Genomic DNA, 23,785 nt, shown 5'->3' with positions numbered 1-23,785 from the left:
GAGGCTGCTGGCGAATCAAGACAATCGCAGCGGCAGGAAAATGACATGGTTAAGTTGATGAAAACGACGAGCCAGTCGGGTGAGTCGGTAGAAGCGTTGAAACGGAGCGTGGTGTAGGGCGCGAGGCATGCGGTCGCGCATTCAAGACAAGCGCGCATTAAAAAGGGCGACTTGCGTCGCCCTTGATATCAGTTACCGATCTTCAGCTCATTATTTGGAGATGTGAGCAACCAGATCCAAGACCTTGTTGGAGTAACCCGTTTCGTTATCGTACCAAGCAACCAGTTTCACGAAGTTATCGCTCAGAGCGATACCGGCTTTAGCATCGAATACGGAAGTCAGTTTTTCACCGTTGAAATCGGTAGAAACGACGGCGTCTTCGGTGTAACCCAGAACACCTTTCAGTTCGCCTTCAGAAGCTTCTTTGATTGCAGCACAGATGGCGTCGTAAGAAGCGCCTTTTTCCAGACGTGCAGTCAGGTCAACTACGGATACGTTCGGAGTAGGAACACGGAACGCCATACCAGTCAGTTTACCGTTCAGTGCCGGGATAACTTTACCTACTGCTTTAGCAGCACCGGTAGAAGACGGGATAATGTTCTGAGATGCGCCGCGGCCGCCGCGCCAGTCTTTGTGAGACGGGCCATCAACGGTTTTCTGAGTAGCGGTAGTCGCGTGAACAGTGGTCATCAGCGCTTCAACGATACCGAATTTGTCGTTGATAACTTTAGCCAGCGGTGCCAAGCAGTTAGTGGTGCAAGATGCGTTGGAAACGATATCCTGGCCAGCGTATTCTTTATGGTTTACACCCATAACGAACATCGGAGTGCTGTCTTTGGAAGGACCAGTCAGCACGACTTTCTTCGCGCCAGCCTGGATGTGTTTACGTGCAGTTTCGTCAGTCAGGAAGATACCTGTAGCTTCTGCAACAACATCAACACCCGCTTCGTTCCATTTCAGATTAGCCGGATCTCTTTCTGCGGTAACACGGATGGTTTTGCCGTTAACAACCAGATGACCGTCTTTCACTTCAACAGTACCGTTGAAGCGGCCGTGAGTGGAGTCATACTTCAGCATGTAAGCCATGTAATCCGCATCTAACAAATCGTTGATTGCAACAATTTCAACGTCTGAACGCTCCTGGGCAGCGCGGAAAACAATACGGCCGATACGGCCAAATCCATTGATACCTACTTTGATAGTCATATATTCCACCAGCTATTTGGTTTGTGAATAAAAGGTTGGCTGTAAAATTACAAAAACCTTCCCGAGGGTCAAGCGGAATCGTGTCAATAGTTGCTGTATGTCAAAACTATGGGCAACCCTTGCACGATAAATCATCTACTGGGACATTAAAGTTGTTGGACATCATGATAGGAGCATTGGGCGGGGATGAGAACACCCGACGGGGGTATTATTGTGACCCAGATCACAATTAGTACCCTGTCAGACTCTCGCCTATCGTAATGAGAGACCGAATAACGCTTTGAGTGTTAATTTTTTGTAGCGCTGACAGTCTATACTGTTTAACACCTGTTTTAACTTCTTTAATGAGCGATGTTATGAACAAGCACCTTCCCGACGCTCCTAAGCGCGATAATCTTACCGAAATACAACAATATGTCACTCAACAGCGGGGGACTGAACCGCCGTTCTCCGGCAAATTGTTGCATAACAAGCAGTCCGGCTTTTACCACTGTCTATGTTGTAAGCAACCGTTGTTTTATTCGGGTAACAAGTTTGACTCCGGCTGCGGCTGGCCCAGCTTTGATCAGCCCGTATCTGCGGAGGCCATTCGTTATCTGGATGATAATTCGCACAATATGCATCGAATGGAAATTCGTTGCGGCAATTGCGATGCCCATCTTGGACACGTGTTTCCTGATGGCCCTAAGGAGACGACCGGTGAGCGTTATTGCGTGAATTCGGCCTCACTGAGTTTCATCGATGCTGAAAACAAACAGGAAATAGATGGCTAGATGTCCATTTAATTGAAACGTTTCAGCTAATAATGAATTTTATGGGCTTTCGAGGCGGAAATGCAGGATAAACCAGAGGGAAAAATCTGCCCTGCAGAGGGTATCAATAACAATCTAAAAACGCACCGAGGAGGCATCTGGGAATGCAGATTGAGGATGTGCTGAAGGCGATGACGCCGGAGGTCTATCAGCGGTTAGTCACTGCGGTGGAGTTGGGTAAATGGCCCGACGGCGTGGCGCTGACTTCAGATCAGAAAGACAACGCCATGCAGATGGTTCTACTCTGGCAGTCACGGCATAACATGGAGGCCGATCATATGAGCGTCAATCAGCAGGGAGAAATCGAAATCAAAAGCAAACAGGCTCTCAAGCAGCGTTTTGCCTCTACAGCCGAGTCGATTGCGGTGCTGAAACCACAGGACTAATGGCGTTGACGTTATCGTCTCCGCCACAGCCGGTCTAGCCCTGTGAGGAGGCGAGCGCGCTGATGAATGCGTGTGAGTCCGTCAGGATCGCGCCACGCGCCCGCATCTCCTGAAGCGCCTCTTGGCTGTCTGCGGGTTGCAGGTTGACCCCGCGACAGCCGTCAACCAAGACCTCGGTATGATACCCCAGCGCCAACGCATCCAGCACCGTGTACTTCACGCAATAATCCGTCGCCAATCCCATAATGGTGAGCGAGTCGATGTGGCGGGCGCGCAGCCAGTCGTCCAGTTCTGTTTTTACCCGGTGCCCGTTATCGAAGAAGGCGCTATAGCTGTCGATGCTACTATCGGTTCCTTTACGGACAATCCAGTCAATGGCCTGCTGCTCCAGGGCGGGGTGAAACTCCGCGCCCGGTTCGCCCGCGACGCAGTGCGCGGGCCACCATACCTGAGGCAGCCCTTCCAGCTCGCCGACCTCACCGATAGTCGTACCAGAATTGACGGCAAAGCTGCGGTGGTCGGCCGGATGCCAGTCGAGGCTGGCTACGACGGCGGCATGTGCAGTTTGACAGGCGGAAATGACCCGGTTGGCTACTGGGATCACGCAATCGCCTTCACTAACGGCCAGTGAGCCGCCGGGACAAAAGTCATTCTGCAAATCGATCAGTAACAGCGCTTTCGTCATATCACCTCCAGAAATTAGCTATTGCTGAGTTCACCCCGAAGATCCTGCTGCATCAGAAGACGGATATCATCAGGAGACAGGTCGTCTCGGCTCAGCAGATAGTGCAGCTTGGTGAGCGTCGCCTCAACGGTCATATCAAATCCGCCGATCACGCCGGCCTGCGATAATGCGTTACCCGTCGCATAGCCTTCCATATTGACGCAGCCGGACATGCACTGCGTCAGATTGACGACGATAATGCCGCGATCGGACGCTTCCCGCAGCTCTTTCAGAAATGCTTTATTCTGGGGGGCGTTGCCGACGCCGTATGAGCGTAGAATCAATGCCCGGACCGGCTGAAGCAAGAAATTGCGCACCACGTCGGCGGAAATGCCGGGGTAAATCGTGATAACGCCGATGGGCTGAGGGGTGATGTCATGAACAATCAGCGGCTCGCTCGACGCCAACAGTGGTGCCGAAGAGAGACGGCGAATATGGATACCGGTTTCCAGCAGCACAGGATAATTGGGGGAGGAGAACGCATCGAAACCGTCGGCATGGGCTTTGGTAGTGCGGTTGCCGCGCAGCAGCTTGTTGTTGAAAAACAGGCTGACCTCATTGATAGGATGGTTGGCCGCCACATACAGCGCGTTCAGCAGGTTGGTTTGCCCGTCAGAGCGCAGTTCGGCCAACGGGATTTGTGACCCTGTCACGATAACGGGCTTAGCCAGATTTTCCAGCATGAACGAGAGCGCCGACGCGGTGAAGGCCATCGTGTCGGTCCCATGCAAAATGACGAAACCATCATAGTCATCGTCGTGTTGCCGTATGTCGTTGGCGATGATCTGCCAGTCTTCCGGCGTCATGTCCGAGGAGTCGATCAGCGGCGTGTATTCATGAATGGTGAAGGACGGCATTTCCGGCCGATGAAATTCCGGCATCTGCGCCAGTTGCTGCTGGAGATGGCCCGACACCGGGATATAGCCTTGAGCGGAGTGTTGCATGCCGATCGTACCGCCCGTGTAGGCGACATAAATGGATTTCTTTTGCATGGAGGTGATTATGTCAAAATCAAAAAATGGATTATAAAGCGAAGCGAGGTGAAAAGCAGCCCGACGATAGTCCCCCGGGCTGGCTTAGTTATTAGCGAACGTTGCCGCAGCTTAGACACATGGCATAGCGATGTTGCGGGTCGGTCAGTTTATTCGACAAGGACGGTTGAGCGCGAAGCATCTCGCTTAGCTCCGCGGCAGGTGCGGGGATCAGCGTCTGCAAGGCGTCCGGGAACTGGGCATAGACCGAGCTCCGAACCTGATTGAAGAGTGCGTCTATCAACCCTTCGTCCTCTTCGAACCACACCAGTTGATGACGGTCCAACTTGGCGAGCTCAGCCGCTTTCTTCACCGCGTCGTCGAAGTCGCCAAGCGTGTCGACCAGGTCGTTGGCTTTCGCATCGCGGCCGATCCAGACGTGGCCTTGTGCGATTTCGTCCACCTGTTGCGGGGTTTTGTTGCGGGACTTGGCCACCAAAGAAAGAAAAGTTTTGTAGCCTCGCTCGATGTTGATCTGCATCAGCTGGCCGAATTCAGGCGGCAGCGCTTTAGTCATGGACAAATCGGCCAGAGGAGAGGTGGCGACGCCGTCGGTATGGACGCCGACGCTGTCCAGCGTATTCTCAACCGTGTTAATCACGCCGAAGATGCCGATGGAACCCGTGAGCGTGCTGGGGCTGGCGATAATGGCGTTAGCGGGCGTGGAGATCCAGTAACCGCCGGAGGCGGCCATGCCCCCCATTGAAACCACAATGGGTTTGCCCGCCTGGCGTGCGGTAGCCAGCTCGGCGCGGATTTTCTCGGATGCGGTGACGCTGCCCCCCGGGCTGTTCACCCGCAGGATGATGGCTTTCACCTTGGGGTCGAGCCGGGCGTCGCGGATCTGTCCGGCCGTCGTATTGCCGCCGACATAGCCGGGCGCTTCATTACCATCGACGATCATCCCGTTGGCGAAGATTACGGCAATCTGGTTGTTATCTGGCTGAGGGTCGGACAGCGTGTAGTCATAGAGGGAGGTGTAGTTAAAGTTTTTGTTCTTAGCATCCCAGCCGAACGTTTTGATCAGCTTTTGCTCAATGACTGTGCGGGAAGCAACTTCATCCACCAATTTGTTATCCAGCGCATAGCGTGCGGTGTCGCCATCCGCAGCGCGCAGCGCGGTGAGCAGGCCTTCAGCGCCGGGGAAGAGCTGCTGAGGCGTGATCTTGCGATTTGCCGCGACCGTCGCGAGGTAGTTTTGCCACAGGCCGTTGACCCAACGAGCGTCAGCATCCCGTGCGGCGGGGGACATATCATCCCGAATGTAGGGTTCGACGGCGGATTTGTAGGTGCCGACGCGGAAGATGTGCGTGGTGACCTTCAGCTTATCCAACAGCGTTTTATAATAAAGATTGTTGGTGGCGAAGCCATGCAGGTCGATGCCGCCTTGCGGCGTCAGGAAAATCTTGTTGGCGTAACTGGCCAGGTAGTACTGCGGCTGGTCGTAGTTATCGCCTACGGCGTAAATCGGTTTGCCCGCGTCACGGAATTCACGCAGCGCCTTGCCGATATACTGCAAAGACGGCTGGTCGGCGCCGACGAAGTCTGAAAGATCCATCACCATGCCGCTGATGTTACGGTCGTTTTTGGCCTGCCGAATCACGTCAATCACGTCAAATAGCGAGTTTTCCTGATTGCGATTGGCGGAAACGCCAAAAAACTCGCGGCCAAACTGCCGCAGTTTATTATTCACTGACGGTTTGTCGACGACGACGCCGGTGATGTTCAGCATCAGCGCGCCCTTGGCGGTTTCCGGAGGGGGCGTCTTGAACTGAGTGTAAATACCCACGCCGACCAGGATCAGCATGATAAGAAAAATATTGAGGATGAATTCCCGGATGAAATTAAGCAGGCACCAACCCCACTTAAAGAATCCGCTGAAAATCCGCCACATCGTGCGCATGATAACTCCGAAAATGGAAAAAGCAGTTTAGTATCCTAATGAGCGGACAGGTAAAAGTCAGCTTTTTATCTTGCCCGGCGCGGTGCGGTAGGTTGTTAACTTGTAACAAAACTTCTGGCTGTGCTACCGTTGCGCGCAATCTCGTCTCAATCTTTGCTACCGGACGAAATACAGGAGATGTGTGATGGATGCCCTGGAATTATTGCTTAATCGTCGTTCGGCTTCCCGACTGACCGCGCCGGCCCCGACAGGCACGGTGCTGGAAAATATCATTCATGCCGGCATGCGGGCTCCCGACCACGGCGCATTGCAGCCGTGGCGCTTCTTTGTCATTCAGGACGAGGGGCTCAGTCGTTTCAGCGATGTGTTGGTCGAGGCGGCGCAGCAGAATCATCTGGATGAGTCTGCTATCGAAAAGGCGCGCAAGTCGCCGTTCCGGGCGCCGCTGATCATTGCCGTCATCGCGCATTGCGAGGAGAATCACAAAGTTCCCGAGTGGGAGCAGGTGGTATCGGCGGGCTGCGCCGTCCATGCCATGCAGATGGCGGCGCAGGCGCAGGGGTTCAACGGCATCTGGCGCAGCGGCGCCTGGACGCACAGCGCGCGCGTGCGCGATGCCTTCGACTGTCGTCCACAGGATGAAATCGTCGGATTCCTCTACTTGGGTACTCCTCAATTGAAAGCCTCCTCGACGCTGACGCCGATCGATCCGGATCGGATTGTCCGCTATTTCTGATGCGCTTCGCTGCGGCGAATCGCTATGCCGTTCTCTTTATCTCGAGATAAGGGGAACCTCGATAACAACTGCCGGTAGTGCGGTGAATCATGCGACTTTTTATTGCCGAAAAGCCCAGTCTGGCGCGAGCTATCGCCGATGTTTTGCCTAAGCCCCATCGGCGGGGTGAGGGATATATTGCCTGCGGGCAACACGACGTCGTGACGTGGTGCGTGGGTCATTTGCTGGAGCAGGCCCAGCCGGACGCCTACGATCCCCGCTATGCGCGCTGGGCGCTGGACGATCTTCCGATTGTGCCGCTGAAGTGGCGGCTGCAGCCGCGGCCTTCCGTCAGCAAACAGCTCAATGCCATCAAAAAACTATTACAGCAGGCGGATGACATCATTCATGCCGGCGACCCCGACAGAGAGGGGCAACTGTTGATCGATGAAGTGCTGGAATACCTCGACCTGCCCAGCGAAAAACGGCAGCGCGTACAGCGCTGCCTGATCAACGATCTCAACCCGCAGGCGGTTGAAAGAGCCGTCGCCCGTCTGCGTGAAAACCGTGAATTTATCCCGCTTTGCGTCTCCGCGCTGGCCCGCTCGCGCGCGGATTGGCTGTATGGCATCAATATGACTCGCGCCTATACTCTGCTCGGCCGCCATGCCGGCTACGACGGCGTGCTGTCGGTGGGCCGGGTGCAGACGCCCGTGCTGGGGCTGGTCGTTCGGCGCGATGAAGAGATTGAAAATTTCGTGCCTAAAGACTTTTTTGACGTCAAAGCGCACATCGTGACGCCGGAGGATGAGCGCTTTACGGCGCTGTGGCAGCCCAGCGAATCCTGCGAACCTTATCAAGACGAAGAAGGACGTTTGCTGCACCGGCCTCTGGCGGAACATGTGGTGAGCCGCATTGCCGGACAGCCTGCGCAAGTCACCGACAATAATGATAAACGGGAATCAGAAATCGCCCCGTTGCCGTATTCTCTGTCCACGCTGCAGATAGAAGCCGCCAGGCGCTTTGGTTTAAGCGCGCAGCAGGTGCTGGATACCTGCCAGCGGCTGTACGAAACCCACAAGCTAATCACCTATCCACGTTCGGACTGCCGCTATCTGCCCGAAGAGCACTTTGCAGGACGACAGGCGGTGTTGCAGGCTATTGGGGTTCATCAGCCCGGTTTACAGCCGCCGGAACCGATTTTCAATAGCGAACGTCGCAACCGATGCTGGGATGACGGCAAGGTGGATGCTCACCACGCGATCGTTCCGACGGCGAGAACGGCCAAGACGACGCTGACGCAGCCGGAAAGTCAGGTATATGGACTCGTCGCCCGACAATATCTGATGCAGTTCTGCGCCGATGCCGTCTTCCGCAAGTGCGTAATTGAACTAGATATCGCTGGCGGGAAGTTCGTGGCTAAAGCGCGTTTTCTGGCGGAAGCAGGCTGGCGTGCGCTCTTGGGCGGTAAAGAGCGGGACGAAGAGAACGAAGGTACGCCGCTGCCAGTGGTCAGCAAGGGCGATGAACTATGGTGTGAGCGGGGGGAGGTGGTAGAACGCCAGACTCAGCCGCCGCGGCATTTTACCGATGCGACGCTGTTGTCGGCCATGACGGGCATCGCCCGGTTCGTGCAGGATAAAGAACTCAAGAAAATTCTGCGTGCGACCGATGGTTTAGGAACGGAAGCGACGAGAGCCGGAATTATCGAACTCCTGTTCAAGCGCGCTTTCCTGGTGAAAAAAGGGCGTTACATTCACGCCAGTGAAACCGGGCGAGCGCTGATTCATTCGTTGCCGCCCAGTGCGGCGCATCCGGATATGACAGCGCACTGGGAGTCCACGCTGACTAAAATCAGCGAAAAGCAGTGTCGCTATCAGGACTTTATGCAGCCTTTGACGGAGTCGCTGTGCGACATCATCCAGCAGGTCAGGCATCGTGGCAGTATGCCGTTATTACGAGGCCTGCCGCCCGCGCCCGGTAAATCGAAACCCAATAAGCGGCGTAAGTCGCCGCCCAAGGCTAAGGAGCATAATTCATGACGGTACGATGGGGACAGATTCTGGCGGCAACGCTGGTGGTTCTGCCTCTCTGGGGGAAGGCCAATCCGGGGAGTCATACGAATACCGATATCGTGGTGCCGGTTCCACCGCAGGTGATTTGGGGCAACGGCAACAATACGGGTCAACAGGATAATGGCCCGGTATGTATTCGCTGCTGTACCTACCAAAATAAGCAGTATTCCGAAGGGGCGGTCATCAAGATGGAGGGCGCCCTGTTGCAATGCGCTGAGGATAAGCAGCGGCTGAGCACCAATAATTTGGTGTGGCGGATGGTGAAATAACCTCCGGCGGGGCTGAATGACGGCCCCGCCAACGTGCGCTTTAGAGTGAGAACTCCGCCCAGATAGGCGCGTGATCCGACGGTTTTTCCATCGCCCGGATGACGTGGTCAATACCGGTTGCGGTGCAGCTTTCCGCCAGAGACTGGCTCGCCAGAATCAGGTCGATACGCAGACCGCGGTTGGTATCAAAGCCTTTGGAACGGTAGTCGAACCAGGAAAACTGGTCGTTGCAGGATGGATTGGCGGCGCGGAACGTGTCCACCAGTCCCCAATTTTGCAGTCGGGCCAGCCACTCACGCTCTTCCGGCAAGAAAGAACACTTACCGGTGCGCAGCCAACGCTTACGGTTTTCTTCCCCAATTCCAATGTCCAGATCGGTCGGGCTGATATTCAGATCGCCCATGATCACCAGCGGTTGTCCATGCGGGTGATGGTGTTCGATATAGTTCTGCAAATCCTGATAAAAGCGCGATTTCGCAGGGAATTTCGTCGGATGGTCGCGGCTTTCTCCCTGAGGAAAATAACCGTTGATGACGGTCAGCGGACCCTGAGCGGTGTCGATATCCGCCATGATGATGCGTCGCTGCGCGTCTTCTTTATCGGTCGGAAATCCGCGTCGGACCGCCAGCGGTTCTTTCTTCGTCAGCAACGCCACGCCGTAATGGCCCTTCTGTCCGTGGTAGAACACGTGATAGCCATGCTGAGCGACATCTTCCAGCGGAAACATATCGTCGTGCACTTTGGTTTCCTGTAAACCAATGACGTCCGGCTGATGTTGTTCGACCACTGCGGCTAATTGATGAGGCCGTGCCCGCAGGCCGTTAATGTTAAAAGAAACAAACTTCATGTTCGCTGCCGTTGTAATGAAAATGTGCCGTGATGGTAGCAGAAATGGCGTCGGCGAGTCACGGTCATGACCCAGCGTAAACACCGATAGTACCCATCGATGCTGGAGGGTTGATGGCGGCCGGGAGAGTCCGTATACTCCGCGTTTCGCAGGAGAGAAGAGGTCATTTCAGGCCATCCCGCCGAAGGCGCAAACTCCCATAATCGCTCAGGTCACCTTACTGCATATTCTATTGACGCCAACTGGAGAGCGGTTGCCAGGCAACCCACCGAAGGGGCAAGCGGCGTAAGCTGCACAAACTCTCAGGTAAAAGGACAGAGGGAGGGGCACAACCACGAGAGGCTCGTGTGCTGACCTATATCTATCTTATTGCCATTACCGCTGAAGGGATGTCCGGTGCGCTGGCGGCAGGCCGCCGCAATATGGACATTTTCGGCGTTTCGCTGATCGCTTTCATCACGGCGTTGGGAGGCGGCACCGTTCGAGACATTCTCCTCGGCAATTTCCCTATCGGTTGGACACAACATCCGGCCTACATCTATCTCACGGTCAGCGCTGGTCTGTTCACCGTTATCATCGCGCGCTTCATGCAGCATCTGCATCGCCTGTTTTTGGTATTGGATGCGATGGGGCTCATCGCATTCACCATTATTGGCTGTAATGTGGCGCTTCATCTGAATTATTCGTTGACGATTGTGGTCATCGCGGGTGTAACGACAGGGATTTTCGGCGGGATCTTGCGGGATATCTTCTGCAACCGCACGCCGATGGTGCTGCGTAAAGAGCTGTATGCCAGTGTTTCTCTGCTGGTGGCGCTCCTTTATCTCGGTTTTCAGCATGTCGGCCTCCAGCACGATTTCAATCAACTGCTTTCCTTTTTGATTGGGCTCGCTGTACGGCTGGCGGCCATTCGTTGGTCATGGCAATTACCGGTATTCACCTACATGCCCGGACGATGGAAAGGGTAAACCAATATCACCTGTTCTCCCGGGATATATGCTCGGGACTGCATGGGGCAAAAGATAGTATTTCTCGGAAACACCAGCGGGGAATGCTTTTATAAAGCAGGTCGATAATTGTCATCGGGTTCGACGCGAAGCTTGTCGAAGGATCTCGGTTCCCCCCAACGGGAACAGGTAACTTTGAGGCGTGGGATTAATTTAAGGAGTGGCTCTTAGAGTAGGGCGGTGGGGGAAGGATGACTCGTCACTACGTTCCTCGCCCTTCGGGCCGTGCTGCGCACGTTGTCTCGCTGCGCTCGACTCGAACCTTGTCGAAGGTTCTCACCTTCCCCCAACGGGAATAGGCGACTTCAGCGTGTTGGATTCATCTGGGAAGTCATTCTTTGCGAGATGGTGGTGGGGGAAGGATTCGAACCTTCGAAGTCTGTGACGGCAGATTTACAGTCTGCTCCCTTTGGCCGCTCGGGAACCCCACCACTGGCCTGAACCGTGTTTTTCGTTAAGCGGGGCGCATCATACCAAATACCGCGCCCCTGTAAAGTCTGAACCAGTAAAATCAGATTCGTTTGCCGGTTTTTTATGCCGTCTGCCGTCGCCTTAAGCGGCTTGATGGCATGAGGCTATGCGTTACAGGATGATCGTGCGATTTCCGTAAACGAAAACACGCTGAGCCAGCACCTGATAAAGTGCTCGGCTGAGCACATTTTTCTCGACATCGCGACCTGCAAGCATCATGTCGTCAGCCGTATAGGTATGATCGACATGAATGACGTCCTGCATGATGATGGGACCCTCATCAAGACTGTCGTTCACATAGTGAGCGGTGGCGCCGATGATTTTAACGCCACGTTCGTAAGCCTGATGGTAAGGACGGGCACCAATGAATGCGGGCAGGAATGAGTGATGAATATTGATGATCTGATTCGGGTAGTGCTGTACGAATGCCGGTGTCAGGACACGCATATATTTCGCCAATACAACATAGTCCGGCTGATACGGGTCGATCTGAGCGATCATTTGTTGATCGTGCTCGTCGCGGGATAATCCCTCGTGGCTGATCAGGTGGAACGGAATACCAAACCGTTCAACCAGCGTGCGCAGTGTTTCATGGTTACCGATCACTGCAGCAATTTCGACATCCAAACCACCGTAGGCGTTTTTCATCAATAGATCGCCGAGACAGTGGGCTTCTTTGGTCACCAAAATCACAATGCGGCGGCGGCCTGCGTTGCTTAGTTCACGTACTGAGCCTATTGGTAAGGCGCTGTCCAGATCTTCCAGCAGCGTAGTATCGTTGAAGATGCCCTCCAGTTCGGTGCGCATGAAAAAACGCCCGGTACGATGGTCGACATACTCGGAGTTTTGCACGATGTTCAGTTCGTGCTTGTAGCAAATGTTGGTGATTTTTGCGATCAACCCTTTTGAATCAGGGCAGATAGTTCGTAGAATTTTTCTTTGTATATTATGGAATTGCATGGGGGTGTCGATCCTGTCTAAAGCAAATATCAATCATTTTATTCAGCCGCGCCGAAATTGCGGGCTGTTACTCTATTGTCCGCAGCACTTTTTGTATTTTTTACCTGAGCCACAGGGACAGCCTCCATTTCTGCCGGTCGGCAGATGAACGCCGTCGACATAGTACCAGCGATCGTGATGGCGAAGGAAGCGTGAGCGCTCTCTCAGCAACATGCTGTGCCGAGGCGTCTCTCTGTCTGCATAGCGTACCGCAAACTCGACGAATCCTTCATCGGCCTCTTTTCCCCCACTTTTCGTCAATACGTTAAGGCCCTGCCATTCAGTGTTATTGCAGGTTAACGCGATCTCTGTTCTGAAGTTCTCAGCATGGCATGTCGGATGCCATGTAGCGATTAGGTAGTCAACGTTTTGCTGAACGTAGGCGCTATACCGCGATCGCATCAATGATTCGGGGGAGGGCGCAGCCTTTACACCCTGGAGATAAATTTGGCAGCAGCGCGAAAAAGGTTGTTGATTGCCGCAAATGCAACATTCGGACACAATATCTACCTTAATAATTTTTTAATGAATTAAATAATTGAGACGTATCTTAAAAACGCTTCATATAGTACCCAGCGAGTTTGACGCATGGCAATGTAGTCTAGAATAAAGCAGGCAGGGGAGAAAGCATGCGTAAGGTCAAGATCGGATTAGCTTTGGGGTCCGGTGCTGCAAAAGGATGGGCACATATTGGCGTCATCAACGCGTTAAAAGATCTCGGTATCGAGCCTGAGATTGTCGCCGGATGCTCGGTCGGCTCGTTGGTCGGCGCAGCTTATGCAACCAACCAGTTGGACTGCATGGCCCGTTGGGTCGGTGGTTTCGGCTATTGGGATGTGATACGACTGATGGATCTGTCCTGGCGTCGCGGGGGATTGTTGCGGGGCGATCGCGTTTTCGAACATGTTCGTCAGCTGTTGCGTACCCAGCGGATTGAGGATTGCGCCATCAAGTTCGGCGCGGTCGCCACCAATTTGAGTACAGGTCGTGAGCTCTGGTTGACAGAGGGAGACTTGCACTTGTCTATACGTGCTTCTTGCAGTATGCCGGGCTTGTTATCCCCGGTCTCGTTCAACGGTTTTTGGCTAGTGGACGGTGCTGTTGTCAATCCCGTACCCGTATCCCTCACGCGGGCGATGGGCGCGGATGTCGTGATTGCCGTTGATTTACAACATGATGCAAGTCTGAAGAGTCACGATTTGCTCTCCGTAAAGCCGCCGCAACCCGAGATGGAGGTCGTGTCCGGGGGAGGGTGGTCGCAACGAATACGCGAACGACTTCACTTGGGAGGGCGGCAGCCGGCGGAAGTCAGACCAAAGGCAATGGAGATTATGAGCACCTCAATTCAGGTGCTCGAGAACCGTCTGAAAATGAGTCGTATGGCCGGAGATCCGCCGGATGTATTGATTCAACCCTACTGTCCGCAGATAGCGACGCTGGATTTCCATCGCGCTCAAGAAGCGATAGACGCGGGTAGACTGGCGGTGGAAAAACAACGAGAGATGTTATTGCCATTGGTTTACCGGGCTACCTGACTCTCCGTCGAGTAGCCTGAATGACAACACCAGCAAGATGAATATGAACAGACTGAGTTTTAAGGGGTAACTAATGGCACAACCATTGACGGGGAAAGATATTTTAATCGTTGAGGATGAGGCTGTTTTTCGTTCTGTACTGGCTGGTTATCTAACCTCATTGGGTGCCGACGTCATAGAGGCGGACAACGGTCAGAATGCCTTCGATATGATTACCCACCAACAGCCGGATCTGATCATCTGCGATTTAAATATGCCTACGATGGGCGGATTTCAGTTTGTCGATCAATTTCGTCAGCAGAATACGGATACGCCCATTTTGGTCATATCGGCAACCAGTCATATGGCGGATGTGGCTAAAATATTACGGCTCGGCGTTCAGGACGTCTTACTCAAACCAGTCAATGATTATAACCGATTACGTGAAACGGTAATGTCATGCCTTTATCCCGATATGTTCACTTCCCAGGTCAGTGAAGTCGACAAATTAATGCAGGATATGGAATCGCTGAATCAATGTCCGGCAGATGTGAACAAGCTGCTGGAGCAATTACAGCCGCCTGTTAATCAAACGATTGCACAGTGCCGTATTAATTATCGGCAGCTAACCGTTGCGGACCACCCAGGGTTGGTATTAGACATCGTTGCGTTGTCGGAAGATGAACTGGCGTTTTACTGCCTGGATGTAACGCAGGCCGATCATAATAATGGTGTGGTGGCTGCATTGTTATTACGCGCATTATTTAACGGACTGTTACGCGAGCACCTCGCCAACCAACAGCGCAAGCAACCTGAATTATCCATGTTGTTAAGACAAGTAAATCAATTACTGCGTCATGCCGGGCTTAAGGGCGAGTTTCCACTATTGGTAGGGTATTACCACCACAGTGTGAAAAAGCTGATTCTTATTTCTGCAGGATTACATGCGACGCTCAGCGTAAAAGAAAATCAGTTGATGCTACACAGCGGTATTCCGCTTGGGGCAAAGGATAGCGCTCATCTAAATCAACTCGGTTATCAGTGCGAATCGTGGCAGTGCCAGATATGGGGAAGTGGTGGGCAGTTACGTTTGATGGTCTCTACGGATTAATCTGATGGTCATCGAGATAAGCATACTTCAACCTGTATTTACGCATTGTGATTATTTAGATTTCTACAATTTAAGGGGTAATGCGCTTTATTTTTCCGAGCAGAAGTCTGTCCCGAGCAATGCGTATCGGAACTGGTATACTGAGTGCTTCTGTGTACATGTTAAATAAAGCTCATTATTTGAACGAAATATACGAGGTTGTTTATGTCAGCTGTCAATAAAAAAGTAAAAAAAGCGGTCATTCCTGTGGCCGGGTTGGGTACGCGCATGCTGCCCGCCACTAAGGCTATTCCAAAGGAAATGTTACCGCTGGTTGATAAACCTTTAATTCAATATGTAGTCAATGAATGTATTGCGGCAGGCATTAACGAAATTATTTTAGTTACTCATTCCTCCAAAAATTCGATTGAAAACCACTTTGATACCAGCTTTGAACTTGAAGCCATGTTGGAAAAACGCGTAAAGCGACAACTGTTGGATGAGGTTAAATCTATTTGTCCTGAGCATGTCACTATTATGCAGGTGCGCCAGGGCGTGGCTAAAGGCCTGGGGCATGCGGTATTGTGCGCTTATCCGCTTGTGGGCGACGAACCCGTGGCGGTTATTTTGCCGGACGTTATCATCGACGAATACGAGAGCAACCTGAAGAGAGACAACCTCAGCGAAATGCTTCAACGCTTCGAAGAAACAGGACACAGCCAGATAATGGTCGAGCCCGTTGAAGACGTCAGCAGCTATGGGGTCGTGGATTGCAAGGGAAGGGAACTGAAGCCGGGTGATAGCGCGCCAATGGTCGGCGTTGTAGAAAAACCTAAAGCAGACGAAGCGCCATCCAATCTGGCCGTGGTTGGGCGCTATGTTCTGTCTGATCAAATCTGGGATTTCCTGAAAAAAACGCCTCCAGGCGCTGGCAATGAGATTCAGCTCACCGATGCTATCGCCATGTTGATGGACAAAGAGATCGTTGAGGCTTATCACCTCAAAGGAGTCAGCCACGACTGCGGGAATAAATTGGGTTACATGTCGGCTTTCGTTGAATATGGATTGCGTCACAAAACGTTGGGCACTGAATTCAATCAGTGGTTAAAAACCGCCGTTCAGGATAGCTAATAAAGGCGGTACGCACCTTCTGTGTCAATGACCTTTCTCAGAAGTGACCGTTCCGGCGGTCATTGAGCTTGATAATAAAAGGCAACTTGCCTACGCCACTTCCTCAGCGGCATCGTCCATTTTTGCGAGGCCGCCTGAATTGCCAGCCACACCACCTTTTTCACCGCGTCATCCGTCGGCAACACCTTATGTTTTGAACACATGCCATAGCACACATCCGGGGCCTGTAGCGCCGACTCTTCCGTTGGGGGCCAGGACTGCCGTAGTCGCACCAACAGAAGCACCTCAGGCTGTTTGTGTCCCATGTGGATGGAAACGCAGCTGGGTCCGAGCCGCCGATACACTGCGTTTATGGCGTCGGAGAAACCTTTGAGCCCGTTAACGCAGCGCTATCTTGCGGGTTGCCATGCCTTGGCGTACAACGACAATATTTAGTTATCCTTCCCGCGAATCCGGGGCTGGTTTTTCTTCCGCAGCAGCCGTTCAAAGGTGGCTTCTCGAGCGAAGGGGCATGCAGCGCCAGTGGATCGTTAATAGTGGTTACGGTCTTTGTCGAGTACCCATGTGGGTATTAGAGCCAGATTTATTCTGATTTCTATCGTAGCCCTGAGATGGGACATTTCGGCGTTAAGAGTTGCCTCAGCGCTGATTGTCTTCAGGGGGGGATATTTGGCCAGTTCGGAGCCAAAGTTACAACTGTTTTTTCGTCCATAAATCAACATGGTTTTGATGTTGGATTGGACATATCAAAATCAGGTCATTGCACATAACTTATGTACAGGCTTGCTAATAAATTTCAGTTCTTCGTTCTATTGCAGATGACTTTTAGACTATCCCGCCTGACATAATTCTTTCATAAATTAAATAAAAAATACCCTCTGCGAGCAGGGGGTATTTCATAAATCTTAATTATTCAATGCTATTAAAGCAGAAAGTCATCCAGAGATTTTCCCTGTTCTTCAATCGCCTTTTTGATCACTGCCGGGGTGCGGCCCTGGCCAGTCCAGGTTTTGACTTCACCGTTCTCATCGGTGTACTGGTATTTGGCAGGACGAGCTGCCCGTTTGCTTTTACCGGCAACCTTAGTAGAGCCTAAAGACTGAAGCAGTTCATTGGGATCGATACCATCTGCAATTAACATATCGCGGTACTGCTGCAATTTGCGAGTACGTTCTTCAATTTCTGCTTGAGCTTGGCTTTCTTCTTCGCGGCGTTCATTAACCACAACTTCCAGTTTTTCCAGCATTTCTTCCAGAGTTTCCAGACTACACTCTCTTGCCTGGGCGCGCAGGGTACGGATGTTGTTTAAAATCTTTAGTGCTTCGCTCATTGTATTAGTCTCAAAATATATTTAATTAGTGGCTGTATGAGAGATGATAGAGCGCTATTTTATTTTCTGCAATAGGTAGATTTGTATTGTCGGAAAAAATAACAAATCTAATACAGCTATCACGTATCAGCAGACAGATATAAATCTTTAAGAATTGCTAATACATTTGGTTACGTACTCCAGGCTGAATTATGGTCTGACCTGTTGCCACGGTTTGTTTAGCCAACAATTAATCGCAATTTTTCCTGTTTTACGCGCTCAATTAACCACGACCTCCTCGCAGGGAATAGGGTAAATGCTGCTCGCGTAAAGTATGCTTAGTAAGATTGTTACAATCATTTCCAAATCATGACACGCGTTGTTGGAACCAGCGCTGTATTTGATAACGGTCGAATTTATTTTAAGGCTAATCAGAGCCCACCGATTCGTTCCTGGCATTAATAACGCGATTCCCGCGGTGTTACCGCTATTTCAATACGCTGGAAAAGATTGCGTCGTGGGCGTGTTTCTTGGTCTGGTTGGGTACGTAGCGTGAAACCTATGATGGTCTATTTTAAATCGAATAATGAAAGAACATTGGGTCGGAACTATTCCTGTATAAACGATATGTCAGTATCCTCCCCTCCTGCATGCGGAAGGCTGATACCCGGCATTCCCCCTTAATTTATCTATTTTATTTGCAATGCAAATGAGTCCGCACGTTAACGGTTTTATAGAGAATCTGATGAGATAATTGAGTAACCTTACGACATGCTTACTTTTGTAACTATTGATACAAAGAAAATTTTAACCCGCGCACACTTTGCAGTTAAGTCATATTAATAAGTCTCATAAATCTTCGACGTTGGCAGCTTCGATCTGAATTTGTGGTATTTTTATTCCGCATTTTTGGGGCCGACATAAGGATCCAGAGCCGGTTTGAGCGGTGTGGTGTGATTTGAGATATTAACACTCAAAGCACGTACAAAAAAAGTTCGTACGCTAACCGCTAATCGCAAAAAACGAAATCTTTTTTCGCGCAATATGGCGGCAGTCTAGTGATTAATAAATAATGCGTCGATACTACTCCCGCACATAATCTATCCCATCAGCGTCCTCAATGACGATGCTGACGCCATTTCCCTTGGAGATGTCACTTCATCCCCGTGATGTGCCATTGGCTTATGTAGACCCTTTCTGACGAATAATAAAAAACCCCGCATCAATGTGAACTGCACCCCCCAAAGTTGCACACCCAACTAAGTAAGATGCAGTTTTTTATGGCAAAGCCTAAATATTCCCTTGAAATCAGACTGACCCTGACCCAAAATCCTGCTCCATTCAGAAACAGAATTCCGGCATGATAAAAACTCCCCTGAATGGAGGCGGTGCCGATGAAAAAGTCACGATTCACTGAAGAGCAGATTGTTTTTGCCCTCAAGCAGGCAGAGCTTGGGACCTCTGTGCCGGACGTCTGCCGCAAGCTGGGGATCTCCGACGCCACTTTTTACGCGTGGCGTAAGAAATACGGCGGGATTTCGCCTTCAGAGCTGAAACACATGCGGCAGTTGGAAGAAGAGAATCTCAGGCTGAAGAAGCTGGTGGCCGACCTGAGCCTCGATAAAGCCATGCTACAGGACGTACTGGCAAAAAAGATCTGACGCTGGCACGTTTGCGCGAATGGGTCAGGGATTTGCAGGCCCGTTACGGAGCCAGCGAGAGGCAGGTTTGCTTTGCGCTACGCGTCAGTCGCAGCTCATTCCGCTATCGTTCTGTGGCTGCAGACGACAGCGCGCTGCGCTTGCGCATTCGGGAGATCACCGAAACCCGGGTGCATTACGGTTACCGCAGGGTACACGTGATGCTCAGGCGAGAAGGCTGGCGTGATAACCACAAAAGGATCTACCGGCTCTACAGCGAACAGGGACTGTCGCTGCGCCTCAAACGCCCACGTCGCCATAAATCCGCTCAGCGGCGTCAGCCGCAGCCTCAGGGGCTCTATCCGAACCACGTGTGGGGCATGGATTTTGTCTCTGACGCCTTATTCGACGGGCGTCGGCTGCGTCTGCTGACAGTCATTGACCTCTATACGCGCGAATGCCTGGGGATCTGCGTGGGTCAGAATCTACGCTCAGGTGAAGTTGCAGAGATGCTGAACAGCATAGCGCTCAAGCGACCTTTACCACTATTACTGAAAACCGACAATGGTTCTGAATTTGCAGGGAAAATGCTGGATAAATGGGTTTACGAACGGGGTATAAGGATTGACTTTTCGCGGCCCGGGACACCCACGGATAATGCCACGGTGGAGTCTTTTAACGGCAGGCTTCGGCAGGAATGCCTGAACGAGAACTGGTTCATGTCGTTGGAAGATGCGCGGTGCAAAATCGAGGCCTGGCGCATACACTATAATCAGGGCCGTCCCCATTCCGCGCTGGGATGGATGACCCCTGCTGAATTCGCCGAAAAATCTGCCGGTTGCCAGAATATGCAACCAACCTGAAGCCGGTTATTTCTGATTATGGGTGGATCAGATTTGGGGTCATGGTCAGAAGCCGGTTATTTCTGATTATGGGTGGATCAGATTTGGGGTCATGGTCAACTCCGAGCCGAACTTCGCTATCTGCGGGCGGAGAATGCCTATCTAAAAAAGCTGAAGGCTTTAGTTCAAAACGAGAAAACAGGGTATGTCAGTGAATCACAGGACGGTACAACGTCTTATGGCAGAACTGTCGCTTCGCTCTCTGATCAGAAGGAAAAAATATCGCTCATGGAGAGGAGAAACAGGTAAAACCGCTCCCAATATCCTGAATCGTCGTTTCAGTTCGTCAAAAGCTAACGAAAACTCCACTCAAAGCAAGGTTGGTAGTATCGGATGGCGAGCTATCAGGAAAAATGAAAAGCACAGGGAGTCGAGCAAAGTATGTCTTGTAAAGGAAATTGTCTGGATAGTGCGATTGTGGAGAATTTTTCGGAATACTGAAATCGGAGTGTTTTTATCCTGGTCAGTTCAACAACATAGAAGAACTGAAAAAAGCGATAGAGGAATACATCCGTTATTACAACTACGAGCGGATAAGCCAGAAACTAAAAGGCCTGAGTCCGGTAGGATACCGAACTCAGGCACTGGAGGCCGCTTGATATGAACTGTCCAAATGATGGAGTCAGTCCAACGACACGGGGTTTAGTAATAATAACGAGGATTGTTTAATTAACTGACTACTTTGCCGCTATTACGCTTTTTAGCCTGCGCTTTCACATGATCAACGCTTGGTGCAGCGTCATCCTGTTCCGAGAACGTGCGGCCATAGTAACAATCCAGCAGAATTTGCTTCACTTCGACAATTAGCGGGAAGCGTGGGTTTGCCCCAGTGCACTGGTCGTCAAGAGCATCTTCAGACAGCTTATCCACTTTTGCCAGGAAGTCCGCTTCCTGTACGCCCGCTTCGCGAATAGAACTGGGAATGCCCAGCTCTTTCTTCAGCGACTCCAGCCAGCCCAGCAGCTTGTCAATTTTCTGCGCCGTCCGGTCGCCTGCCGCGCTCAAGCCAAGGTGATCGGCAATCTCAGCATAGCGACGACGCGCCTGTGGACGGTCATACTGACTGAATGTGGTCTGTTTGGTCGGTGCGTCATTAGCGTTATAACGAATGACGTTGCAGATCAGCATAGCGTTAGCCAGCCCGTGTGGGATGTGGAACTCTGACCCTAACTTATGAGCCATGGAGTGGCACACCCCGAGGAAAGCGTTGGCAAACGCGATACCGGCGATGGTAGCCGCGTTGTGAACACGCTCGCGGGCAACCGGATTTTTGGCACCTTCTCGGTAGCTTGCCGGGAGATTTTCTTTCAGCAGTTTCAACGCCTGAAGCGCCTGTCCATCCGAGTATTCGTTAGCCAATACGGAAACGTAGGCTTCCAGCGCGTGCGTTACCGCATCCAGACCACCGAACGCACACAGCGACTTCGGCATATTCATCACCAGGTTGGCATCAATGATGGCCATGTCTGGCGTCAACGCATAGTCTGCCAGCGGATATTTTTGACCTGTCGCATCATCGGTGACAACGGCGAATGGAGTGACTTCTGAACCCGTTCCGGAAGTGGTGGTGATCGCCACCATTTTTGCCTTGATCCCCATTTTCGGGAATTTATAGATACGTTTGCGAATGTCCATAAAGCGTAGAGCCAGATCCGCGAAATGCGTGTCCGGATGTTCGTACAGCACCCACATGATTTTCGCTGCATCCATCGGGGAACCCCCGCCCAGCGCGATAATCACATCAGGCTTGAATACGTTCATCTGTTTCACGCCGCGTCGTACTACGCTCAGCGTAGGATCGGCTTCTACTTCAAAGAACACGTCCACTTCCATGCCGTGACGTTTCAGCACGCTGGTGACCTGGTCGACATAGCCATTATTGAACAGGAACGGGTCTGTGACGATAAATGCGCGTTTGGCACCTTCCGTCGCGACTTCTTCTAGCGCCAGCGGCAAAGACCCCCGGCGGAAATAGATAGACTTGGGAATTTTATGCCACAACATATTTTCAGCTCGCTTTGCTACCGTTTTACGGTTGATCAGGTGTTTCGGCCCGACGTTTTCTGAAATTGAGTTACCGCCCCATGAGCCGCAACCCAGCGTCAGTGAAGGCGCAAGTTTGAAGTTGTACAAATCACCGATCCCGCCCTGAGACGCCGGGGTGTTGATCAGAATACGCGCGGTCTTCATCTTGTCGCCGAAGGTATTGAGGCGCGCTTTCTCGTTGTCCTGGTCGGTATAGAGGCAGGAGGTATGGCCGATACCGCCCATCGCCACCAGCTGTTCCGCTTTCACCACCGCATCATCAAAGTCTTTCGCGCGGTACATGGCCAGCGTAGGAGACAGTTTTTCATGTGCGAATGGTTCAGATTCATCAATTTTACTGACTTCACCAATCAACACCTTGGTGTTCGCGGGTACGGTGATTCCAGCCAGTTTGGCGATATCTGCCGCCGCCTGACCTACGATTGCGGCGTTCAGCGCGCCGTTTTTCAACAGGACGCCCTGAACTGCGGTCAGTTCCTGACCTTGCAGTAAGTAACCCCCGTGGGTGGCGAAACGCTCACGTACGGCGTCATAGACTTCATCCACGACGACGACGGACTGCTCTGACGCGCAAATCACGCCATTATCGAAGGTTTTGGACATGAGGATGGAGGCAACCGCACGTTTAATGTCAGCGGTTTCGTCTATCACGACCGGTGTATTGCCCGCGCCGACGCCAATCGCCGGTTTACCCGAACTGTAGGCCGCTTTCACCATGCCGGGACCGCCAGTCGCCAGGATCAGGTTGATATCCGGGTGGCGCATTAATTGATTGGACAGCTCGACGGAAGGCGCATCGATCCAGCCGATGATGTCTTTCGGTGCGCCCGCCGCGATGGCGGCTTGCAGCACGATATCAGCCGCTTTGTTCGTGGCGTCTTTGGCGCGTGGGTGAGGGGAGAAGATGATGCCGTTACGGGTTTTAAGACTGATTAATGCTTTAAAAATCGCCGTGGAGGTCGGGTTGGTGGTGGGGACGATACCGCAGATCAGACCGATAGGTTCTGCGATAGTGATGGTGCCGAAAGTATCGTCGACGGACAGTACGCCGCAGGTCTTTTCATCCTTGTAGGCATTGTAGATATATTCGGAGGCAAAGTGGTTTTTGATCACTTTGTCCTCAACAATCCCCATGACTGATTCGGCAACGGCCATTTTCGCCAGAGGGATTCGTGCATCTGCGGCGGCCAGGGCGGCGGCACGGAAGATGGCATCCACCTGCTCTTGAGAGAAACTGGCAAACTTGCGCTGAGCGTGCTTCACACGTTCGACCAGAGCGTTAAGTTCTGCCACATTGGTTACGGCCATAATGATCTCCTGTAATTATTCAAACTCTTTCAGTCAATGGTTGCCGCTTAACCGGGCAGTCACGTCTATCGACATGCGGGTATTAAAGGGGCAATGCTGTGGCATCTGTCCGCGCCCCATTGACTCAAAGAGCTCTCGCTATACTCATTACCGTGGTCAACATCAGTCGTGGTTGGCTGCTTCTTTGCTACCCTTTGTGAGGGCATAGAATAAAATACTATTTTGGCTATTTATTCTGCATGTCTTGATTTAGCAATTGCGCTCAGACTACAGAGTTATCAACTATGTTTTTGTGATCTTGGTCTGATATTTTGTTGGCTGACTCCATTCAGCATAATTTAATTGATAGTTTTTAGCGATTAATTTTATGGTTTATAAAAAAGTTTGCGTTTTTTGTTGG

The 23,785-nt window shown here is 51.9% G+C and carries 19 protein-coding genes, 1 tRNA gene, 1 other RNA gene, 2 pseudogenes and 1 riboswitch; of the genes and pseudogenes, 11 read left to right on the top strand and 12 right to left on the bottom strand.

The annotated features are described in order from the left end of the window. Positions 1-210: 210 nt before the first annotated feature. Positions 211-1,206, bottom strand: a complete 996-nt coding sequence (gene gapA, locus I6N93_RS08275; RefSeq protein WP_085687510.1) for a glyceraldehyde-3-phosphate dehydrogenase — start codon at positions 1,204-1,206, stop codon at positions 211-213. Positions 1,207-1,562: 356 nt separating this feature from the next. Between gapA and msrB the strand changes: the two genes are divergently transcribed. Next, entirely contained in the window at positions 1,563-1,979 is a 417-nt protein-coding gene (gene msrB, locus I6N93_RS08270) for a peptide-methionine (R)-S-oxide reductase MsrB (protein WP_085687512.1), read from the top strand. Positions 1,980-2,122: 143 nt separating this feature from the next. After that, on the top strand, positions 2,123-2,404 hold the full coding sequence (locus I6N93_RS08265; RefSeq protein ID WP_085687514.1) for a YeaC family protein: 282 nt from the start codon (positions 2,123-2,125) through the stop codon (positions 2,402-2,404). 34 nt (positions 2,405-2,438) lie between these two features. On the opposite strand, the gene pncA is transcribed toward I6N93_RS08265, so the two are convergent. The 3 genes from pncA to sppA all read right to left on the bottom strand — a co-directional run bounded on the left by pncA (position 2,439) and on the right by sppA (position 6,062). Further along, positions 2,439-3,089, bottom strand: a complete 651-nt coding sequence (gene pncA / locus I6N93_RS08260) for a bifunctional nicotinamidase/pyrazinamidase (protein WP_085687516.1) — start codon at positions 3,087-3,089, stop codon at positions 2,439-2,441. Positions 3,090-3,103: 14 nt separating this feature from the next. Beyond that, positions 3,104-4,120: an asparaginase gene (gene ansA / locus I6N93_RS08255; protein WP_085687518.1), complete on the bottom strand. Its 1,017-nt coding sequence runs from the start codon at positions 4,118-4,120 to the stop codon at positions 3,104-3,106. 91 nt (positions 4,121-4,211) lie between these two features. Then, positions 4,212-6,062, bottom strand: a complete 1,851-nt coding sequence (sppA, locus tag I6N93_RS08250; protein ID WP_085687520.1) for a signal peptide peptidase SppA — start codon at positions 6,060-6,062, stop codon at positions 4,212-4,214. A 184-nt stretch (positions 6,063-6,246) separates the two neighbouring features. On the opposite strand from sppA, the gene I6N93_RS08245 reads away from it, so the two are divergent. The 3 genes from I6N93_RS08245 to I6N93_RS08235 all read left to right on the top strand — a co-directional run bounded on the left by I6N93_RS08245 (position 6,247) and on the right by I6N93_RS08235 (position 9,121). Continuing rightward, entirely contained in the window at positions 6,247-6,798 is a 552-nt protein-coding gene (locus I6N93_RS08245; protein ID WP_085687522.1) for an NAD(P)H nitroreductase, read from the top strand. An 89-nt stretch (positions 6,799-6,887) separates the two neighbouring features. Continuing rightward, positions 6,888-8,819, top strand: coding sequence for a DNA topoisomerase III (locus tag I6N93_RS08240; protein WP_085687524.1), 1,932 nt, complete (start codon positions 6,888-6,890; stop codon positions 8,817-8,819). Beyond that, on the top strand, positions 8,816-9,121 hold the full coding sequence (locus I6N93_RS08235) for a DUF1496 domain-containing protein (RefSeq protein WP_085687526.1): 306 nt from the start codon (positions 8,816-8,818) through the stop codon (positions 9,119-9,121). The genes I6N93_RS08240 and I6N93_RS08235 overlap by 4 nt, the downstream gene beginning before the upstream one ends. Before the next feature lie 40 nt (positions 9,122-9,161). Here the strand turns inward: I6N93_RS08235 and xthA are convergent, their stop codons facing one another. Further along, on the bottom strand, positions 9,162-9,968 hold the full coding sequence (gene xthA, locus I6N93_RS08230) for an exodeoxyribonuclease III (protein WP_085687528.1): 807 nt from the start codon (positions 9,966-9,968) through the stop codon (positions 9,162-9,164). Between the two features lie 232 nt (positions 9,969-10,200). Beyond that, positions 10,201-10,296: riboswitch (glycine riboswitch) on the top strand. Positions 10,297-10,315: 19 nt separating this feature from the next. Here xthA and I6N93_RS08225 point away from each other — a divergent pair. Beyond that, entirely contained in the window at positions 10,316-10,936 is a 621-nt protein-coding gene (locus I6N93_RS08225; protein ID WP_085687530.1) for a trimeric intracellular cation channel family protein, read from the top strand. A 214-nt stretch (positions 10,937-11,150) separates the two neighbouring features. On the opposite strand, the gene I6N93_RS08220 is transcribed toward I6N93_RS08225, so the two are convergent. The 4 genes from I6N93_RS08220 to I6N93_RS08205 form a co-directional block, all read right to left on the bottom strand. Beyond that, a non-coding RNA gene (locus I6N93_RS08220) (RtT sRNA) lies at positions 11,151-11,275 on the bottom strand. Between the two features lie 46 nt (positions 11,276-11,321). Then, positions 11,322-11,406 (bottom strand) — tRNA-Tyr (locus I6N93_RS08215). Positions 11,407-11,557: 151 nt separating this feature from the next. Next, positions 11,558-12,406: a formyltetrahydrofolate deformylase gene (gene purU, locus I6N93_RS08210; protein ID WP_085687532.1), complete on the bottom strand. Its 849-nt coding sequence runs from the start codon at positions 12,404-12,406 to the stop codon at positions 11,558-11,560. 72 nt (positions 12,407-12,478) lie between these two features. Further along, complete coding sequence (locus I6N93_RS08205; protein ID WP_085687534.1) at positions 12,479-12,946, bottom strand: YchJ family metal-binding protein; 468 nt, start codon at positions 12,944-12,946, stop codon at positions 12,479-12,481. A gap of 128 nt (positions 12,947-13,074) precedes the next feature. Here I6N93_RS08205 and rssA point away from each other — a divergent pair, with 128 nt between their 5' ends. The 3 genes from rssA (at position 13,075) to galU (ending at position 16,180) form a co-directional block, all read left to right on the top strand. Further along, positions 13,075-13,980, top strand: coding sequence for a patatin-like phospholipase RssA (gene rssA / locus I6N93_RS08200; RefSeq protein ID WP_085687536.1), 906 nt, complete (start codon positions 13,075-13,077; stop codon positions 13,978-13,980). A gap of 73 nt (positions 13,981-14,053) precedes the next feature. Further along, the gene (gene rssB, locus I6N93_RS08195; RefSeq protein ID WP_085687538.1) at positions 14,054-15,070 is read left to right on the top strand and encodes a two-component system response regulator RssB; all 1,017 of its coding nucleotides are present in this window, start codon (positions 14,054-14,056) and stop codon (positions 15,068-15,070) included. Positions 15,071-15,274: 204 nt separating this feature from the next. Next, the gene (gene galU / locus I6N93_RS08190) at positions 15,275-16,180 is read left to right on the top strand and encodes a UTP--glucose-1-phosphate uridylyltransferase GalU (RefSeq protein WP_085687540.1); all 906 of its coding nucleotides are present in this window, start codon (positions 15,275-15,277) and stop codon (positions 16,178-16,180) included. Between the two features lie 37 nt (positions 16,181-16,217). Here the strand turns inward: galU and I6N93_RS17460 are convergent. Together I6N93_RS17460 and hns are read right to left on the bottom strand one after the other, a co-directional pair. Next, positions 16,218-16,839 (bottom strand): annotated as a pseudogene (locus I6N93_RS17460) (transposase); the annotation flags it as partial. 263 nt (positions 16,840-17,102) lie between these two features. Continuing rightward, the gene (gene hns, locus I6N93_RS08185; RefSeq protein WP_026739418.1) at positions 17,103-17,510 is read right to left on the bottom strand and encodes a histone-like nucleoid-structuring protein H-NS; all 408 of its coding nucleotides are present in this window, start codon (positions 17,508-17,510) and stop codon (positions 17,103-17,105) included. A 1,373-nt stretch (positions 17,511-18,883) separates the two neighbouring features. Between hns and I6N93_RS08180 the strand changes: the two genes are divergently transcribed. Continuing rightward, a protein-coding gene (locus I6N93_RS08180; RefSeq protein ID WP_373853693.1) for an IS3 family transposase occupies positions 18,884-19,992 on the top strand; the annotation gives its coding sequence in 2 pieces (ribosomal slippage) (positions 18,884-19,145 and positions 19,145-19,992; 1,110 coding nt in all). 172 nt (positions 19,993-20,164) lie between these two features. Continuing rightward, positions 20,165-20,630, top strand: a pseudogene (locus I6N93_RS08175) (IS3 family transposase); the annotation flags it as partial. A 70-nt stretch (positions 20,631-20,700) separates the two neighbouring features. Here the strand turns inward: I6N93_RS08175 and adhE are convergent. Continuing rightward, positions 20,701-23,385, bottom strand: a complete 2,685-nt coding sequence (adhE, locus tag I6N93_RS08170; RefSeq protein ID WP_085684010.1) for a bifunctional acetaldehyde-CoA/alcohol dehydrogenase — start codon at positions 23,383-23,385, stop codon at positions 20,701-20,703. Positions 23,386-23,785 lie beyond the last annotated feature (400 nt).

Origin of the sequence: Lonsdalea populi (assembly GCF_015999465.1) — a bacterium.
Classification (GTDB): Bacteria; Pseudomonadota; Gammaproteobacteria; order Enterobacterales; family Enterobacteriaceae; genus Lonsdalea; species Lonsdalea populi.
Note: the sequence above shows the minus strand (reverse complement) of the source record. Positions and strands in the feature narration are given on the sequence as shown.

What these genes read in the sequence shown, in the direction of transcription:
- rssB (WP_085687538.1), top strand. Translation starts at nt 14,054, where the DNA reads ATGGCACAACCATTGACGGGGAAAGATATTTTAATCGTTGAGGATGAG.
- sppA (WP_085687520.1), bottom strand. Translation starts at nt 6,062, where the DNA reads ATGCGCACGATGTGGCGGATTTTCAGCGGATTCTTTAAGTGGGGTTGG.
- I6N93_RS08240 (WP_085687524.1), top strand. Translation starts at nt 6,888, where the DNA reads ATGCGACTTTTTATTGCCGAAAAGCCCAGTCTGGCGCGAGCTATCGCC.
- I6N93_RS08245 (WP_085687522.1), top strand. Translation starts at nt 6,247, where the DNA reads ATGGATGCCCTGGAATTATTGCTTAATCGTCGTTCGGCTTCCCGACTG.
- I6N93_RS08235 (WP_085687526.1), top strand. Translation starts at nt 8,816, where the DNA reads ATGACGGTACGATGGGGACAGATTCTGGCGGCAACGCTGGTGGTTCTG.
- purU (WP_085687532.1), bottom strand. Translation starts at nt 12,406, where the DNA reads ATGCAATTCCATAATATACAAAGAAAAATTCTACGAACTATCTGCCCT.
- I6N93_RS08265 (WP_085687514.1), top strand. Translation starts at nt 2,123, where the DNA reads ATGCAGATTGAGGATGTGCTGAAGGCGATGACGCCGGAGGTCTATCAG.
- galU (WP_085687540.1), top strand. Translation starts at nt 15,275, where the DNA reads ATGTCAGCTGTCAATAAAAAAGTAAAAAAAGCGGTCATTCCTGTGGCC.
- xthA (WP_085687528.1), bottom strand. Translation starts at nt 9,968, where the DNA reads ATGAAGTTTGTTTCTTTTAACATTAACGGCCTGCGGGCACGGCCTCAT.
- ansA (WP_085687518.1), bottom strand. Translation starts at nt 4,120, where the DNA reads ATGCAAAAGAAATCCATTTATGTCGCCTACACGGGCGGTACGATCGGC.
- pncA (WP_085687516.1), bottom strand. Translation starts at nt 3,089, where the DNA reads ATGACGAAAGCGCTGTTACTGATCGATTTGCAGAATGACTTTTGTCCC.
- gapA (WP_085687510.1), bottom strand. Translation starts at nt 1,206, where the DNA reads ATGACTATCAAAGTAGGTATCAATGGATTTGGCCGTATCGGCCGTATT.
- msrB (WP_085687512.1), top strand. Translation starts at nt 1,563, where the DNA reads ATGAACAAGCACCTTCCCGACGCTCCTAAGCGCGATAATCTTACCGAA.
- adhE (WP_085684010.1), bottom strand. Translation starts at nt 23,385, where the DNA reads ATGGCCGTAACCAATGTGGCAGAACTTAACGCTCTGGTCGAACGTGTG.
- rssA (WP_085687536.1), top strand. Translation starts at nt 13,075, where the DNA reads ATGCGTAAGGTCAAGATCGGATTAGCTTTGGGGTCCGGTGCTGCAAAA.
- hns (WP_026739418.1), bottom strand. Translation starts at nt 17,510, where the DNA reads ATGAGCGAAGCACTAAAGATTTTAAACAACATCCGTACCCTGCGCGCC.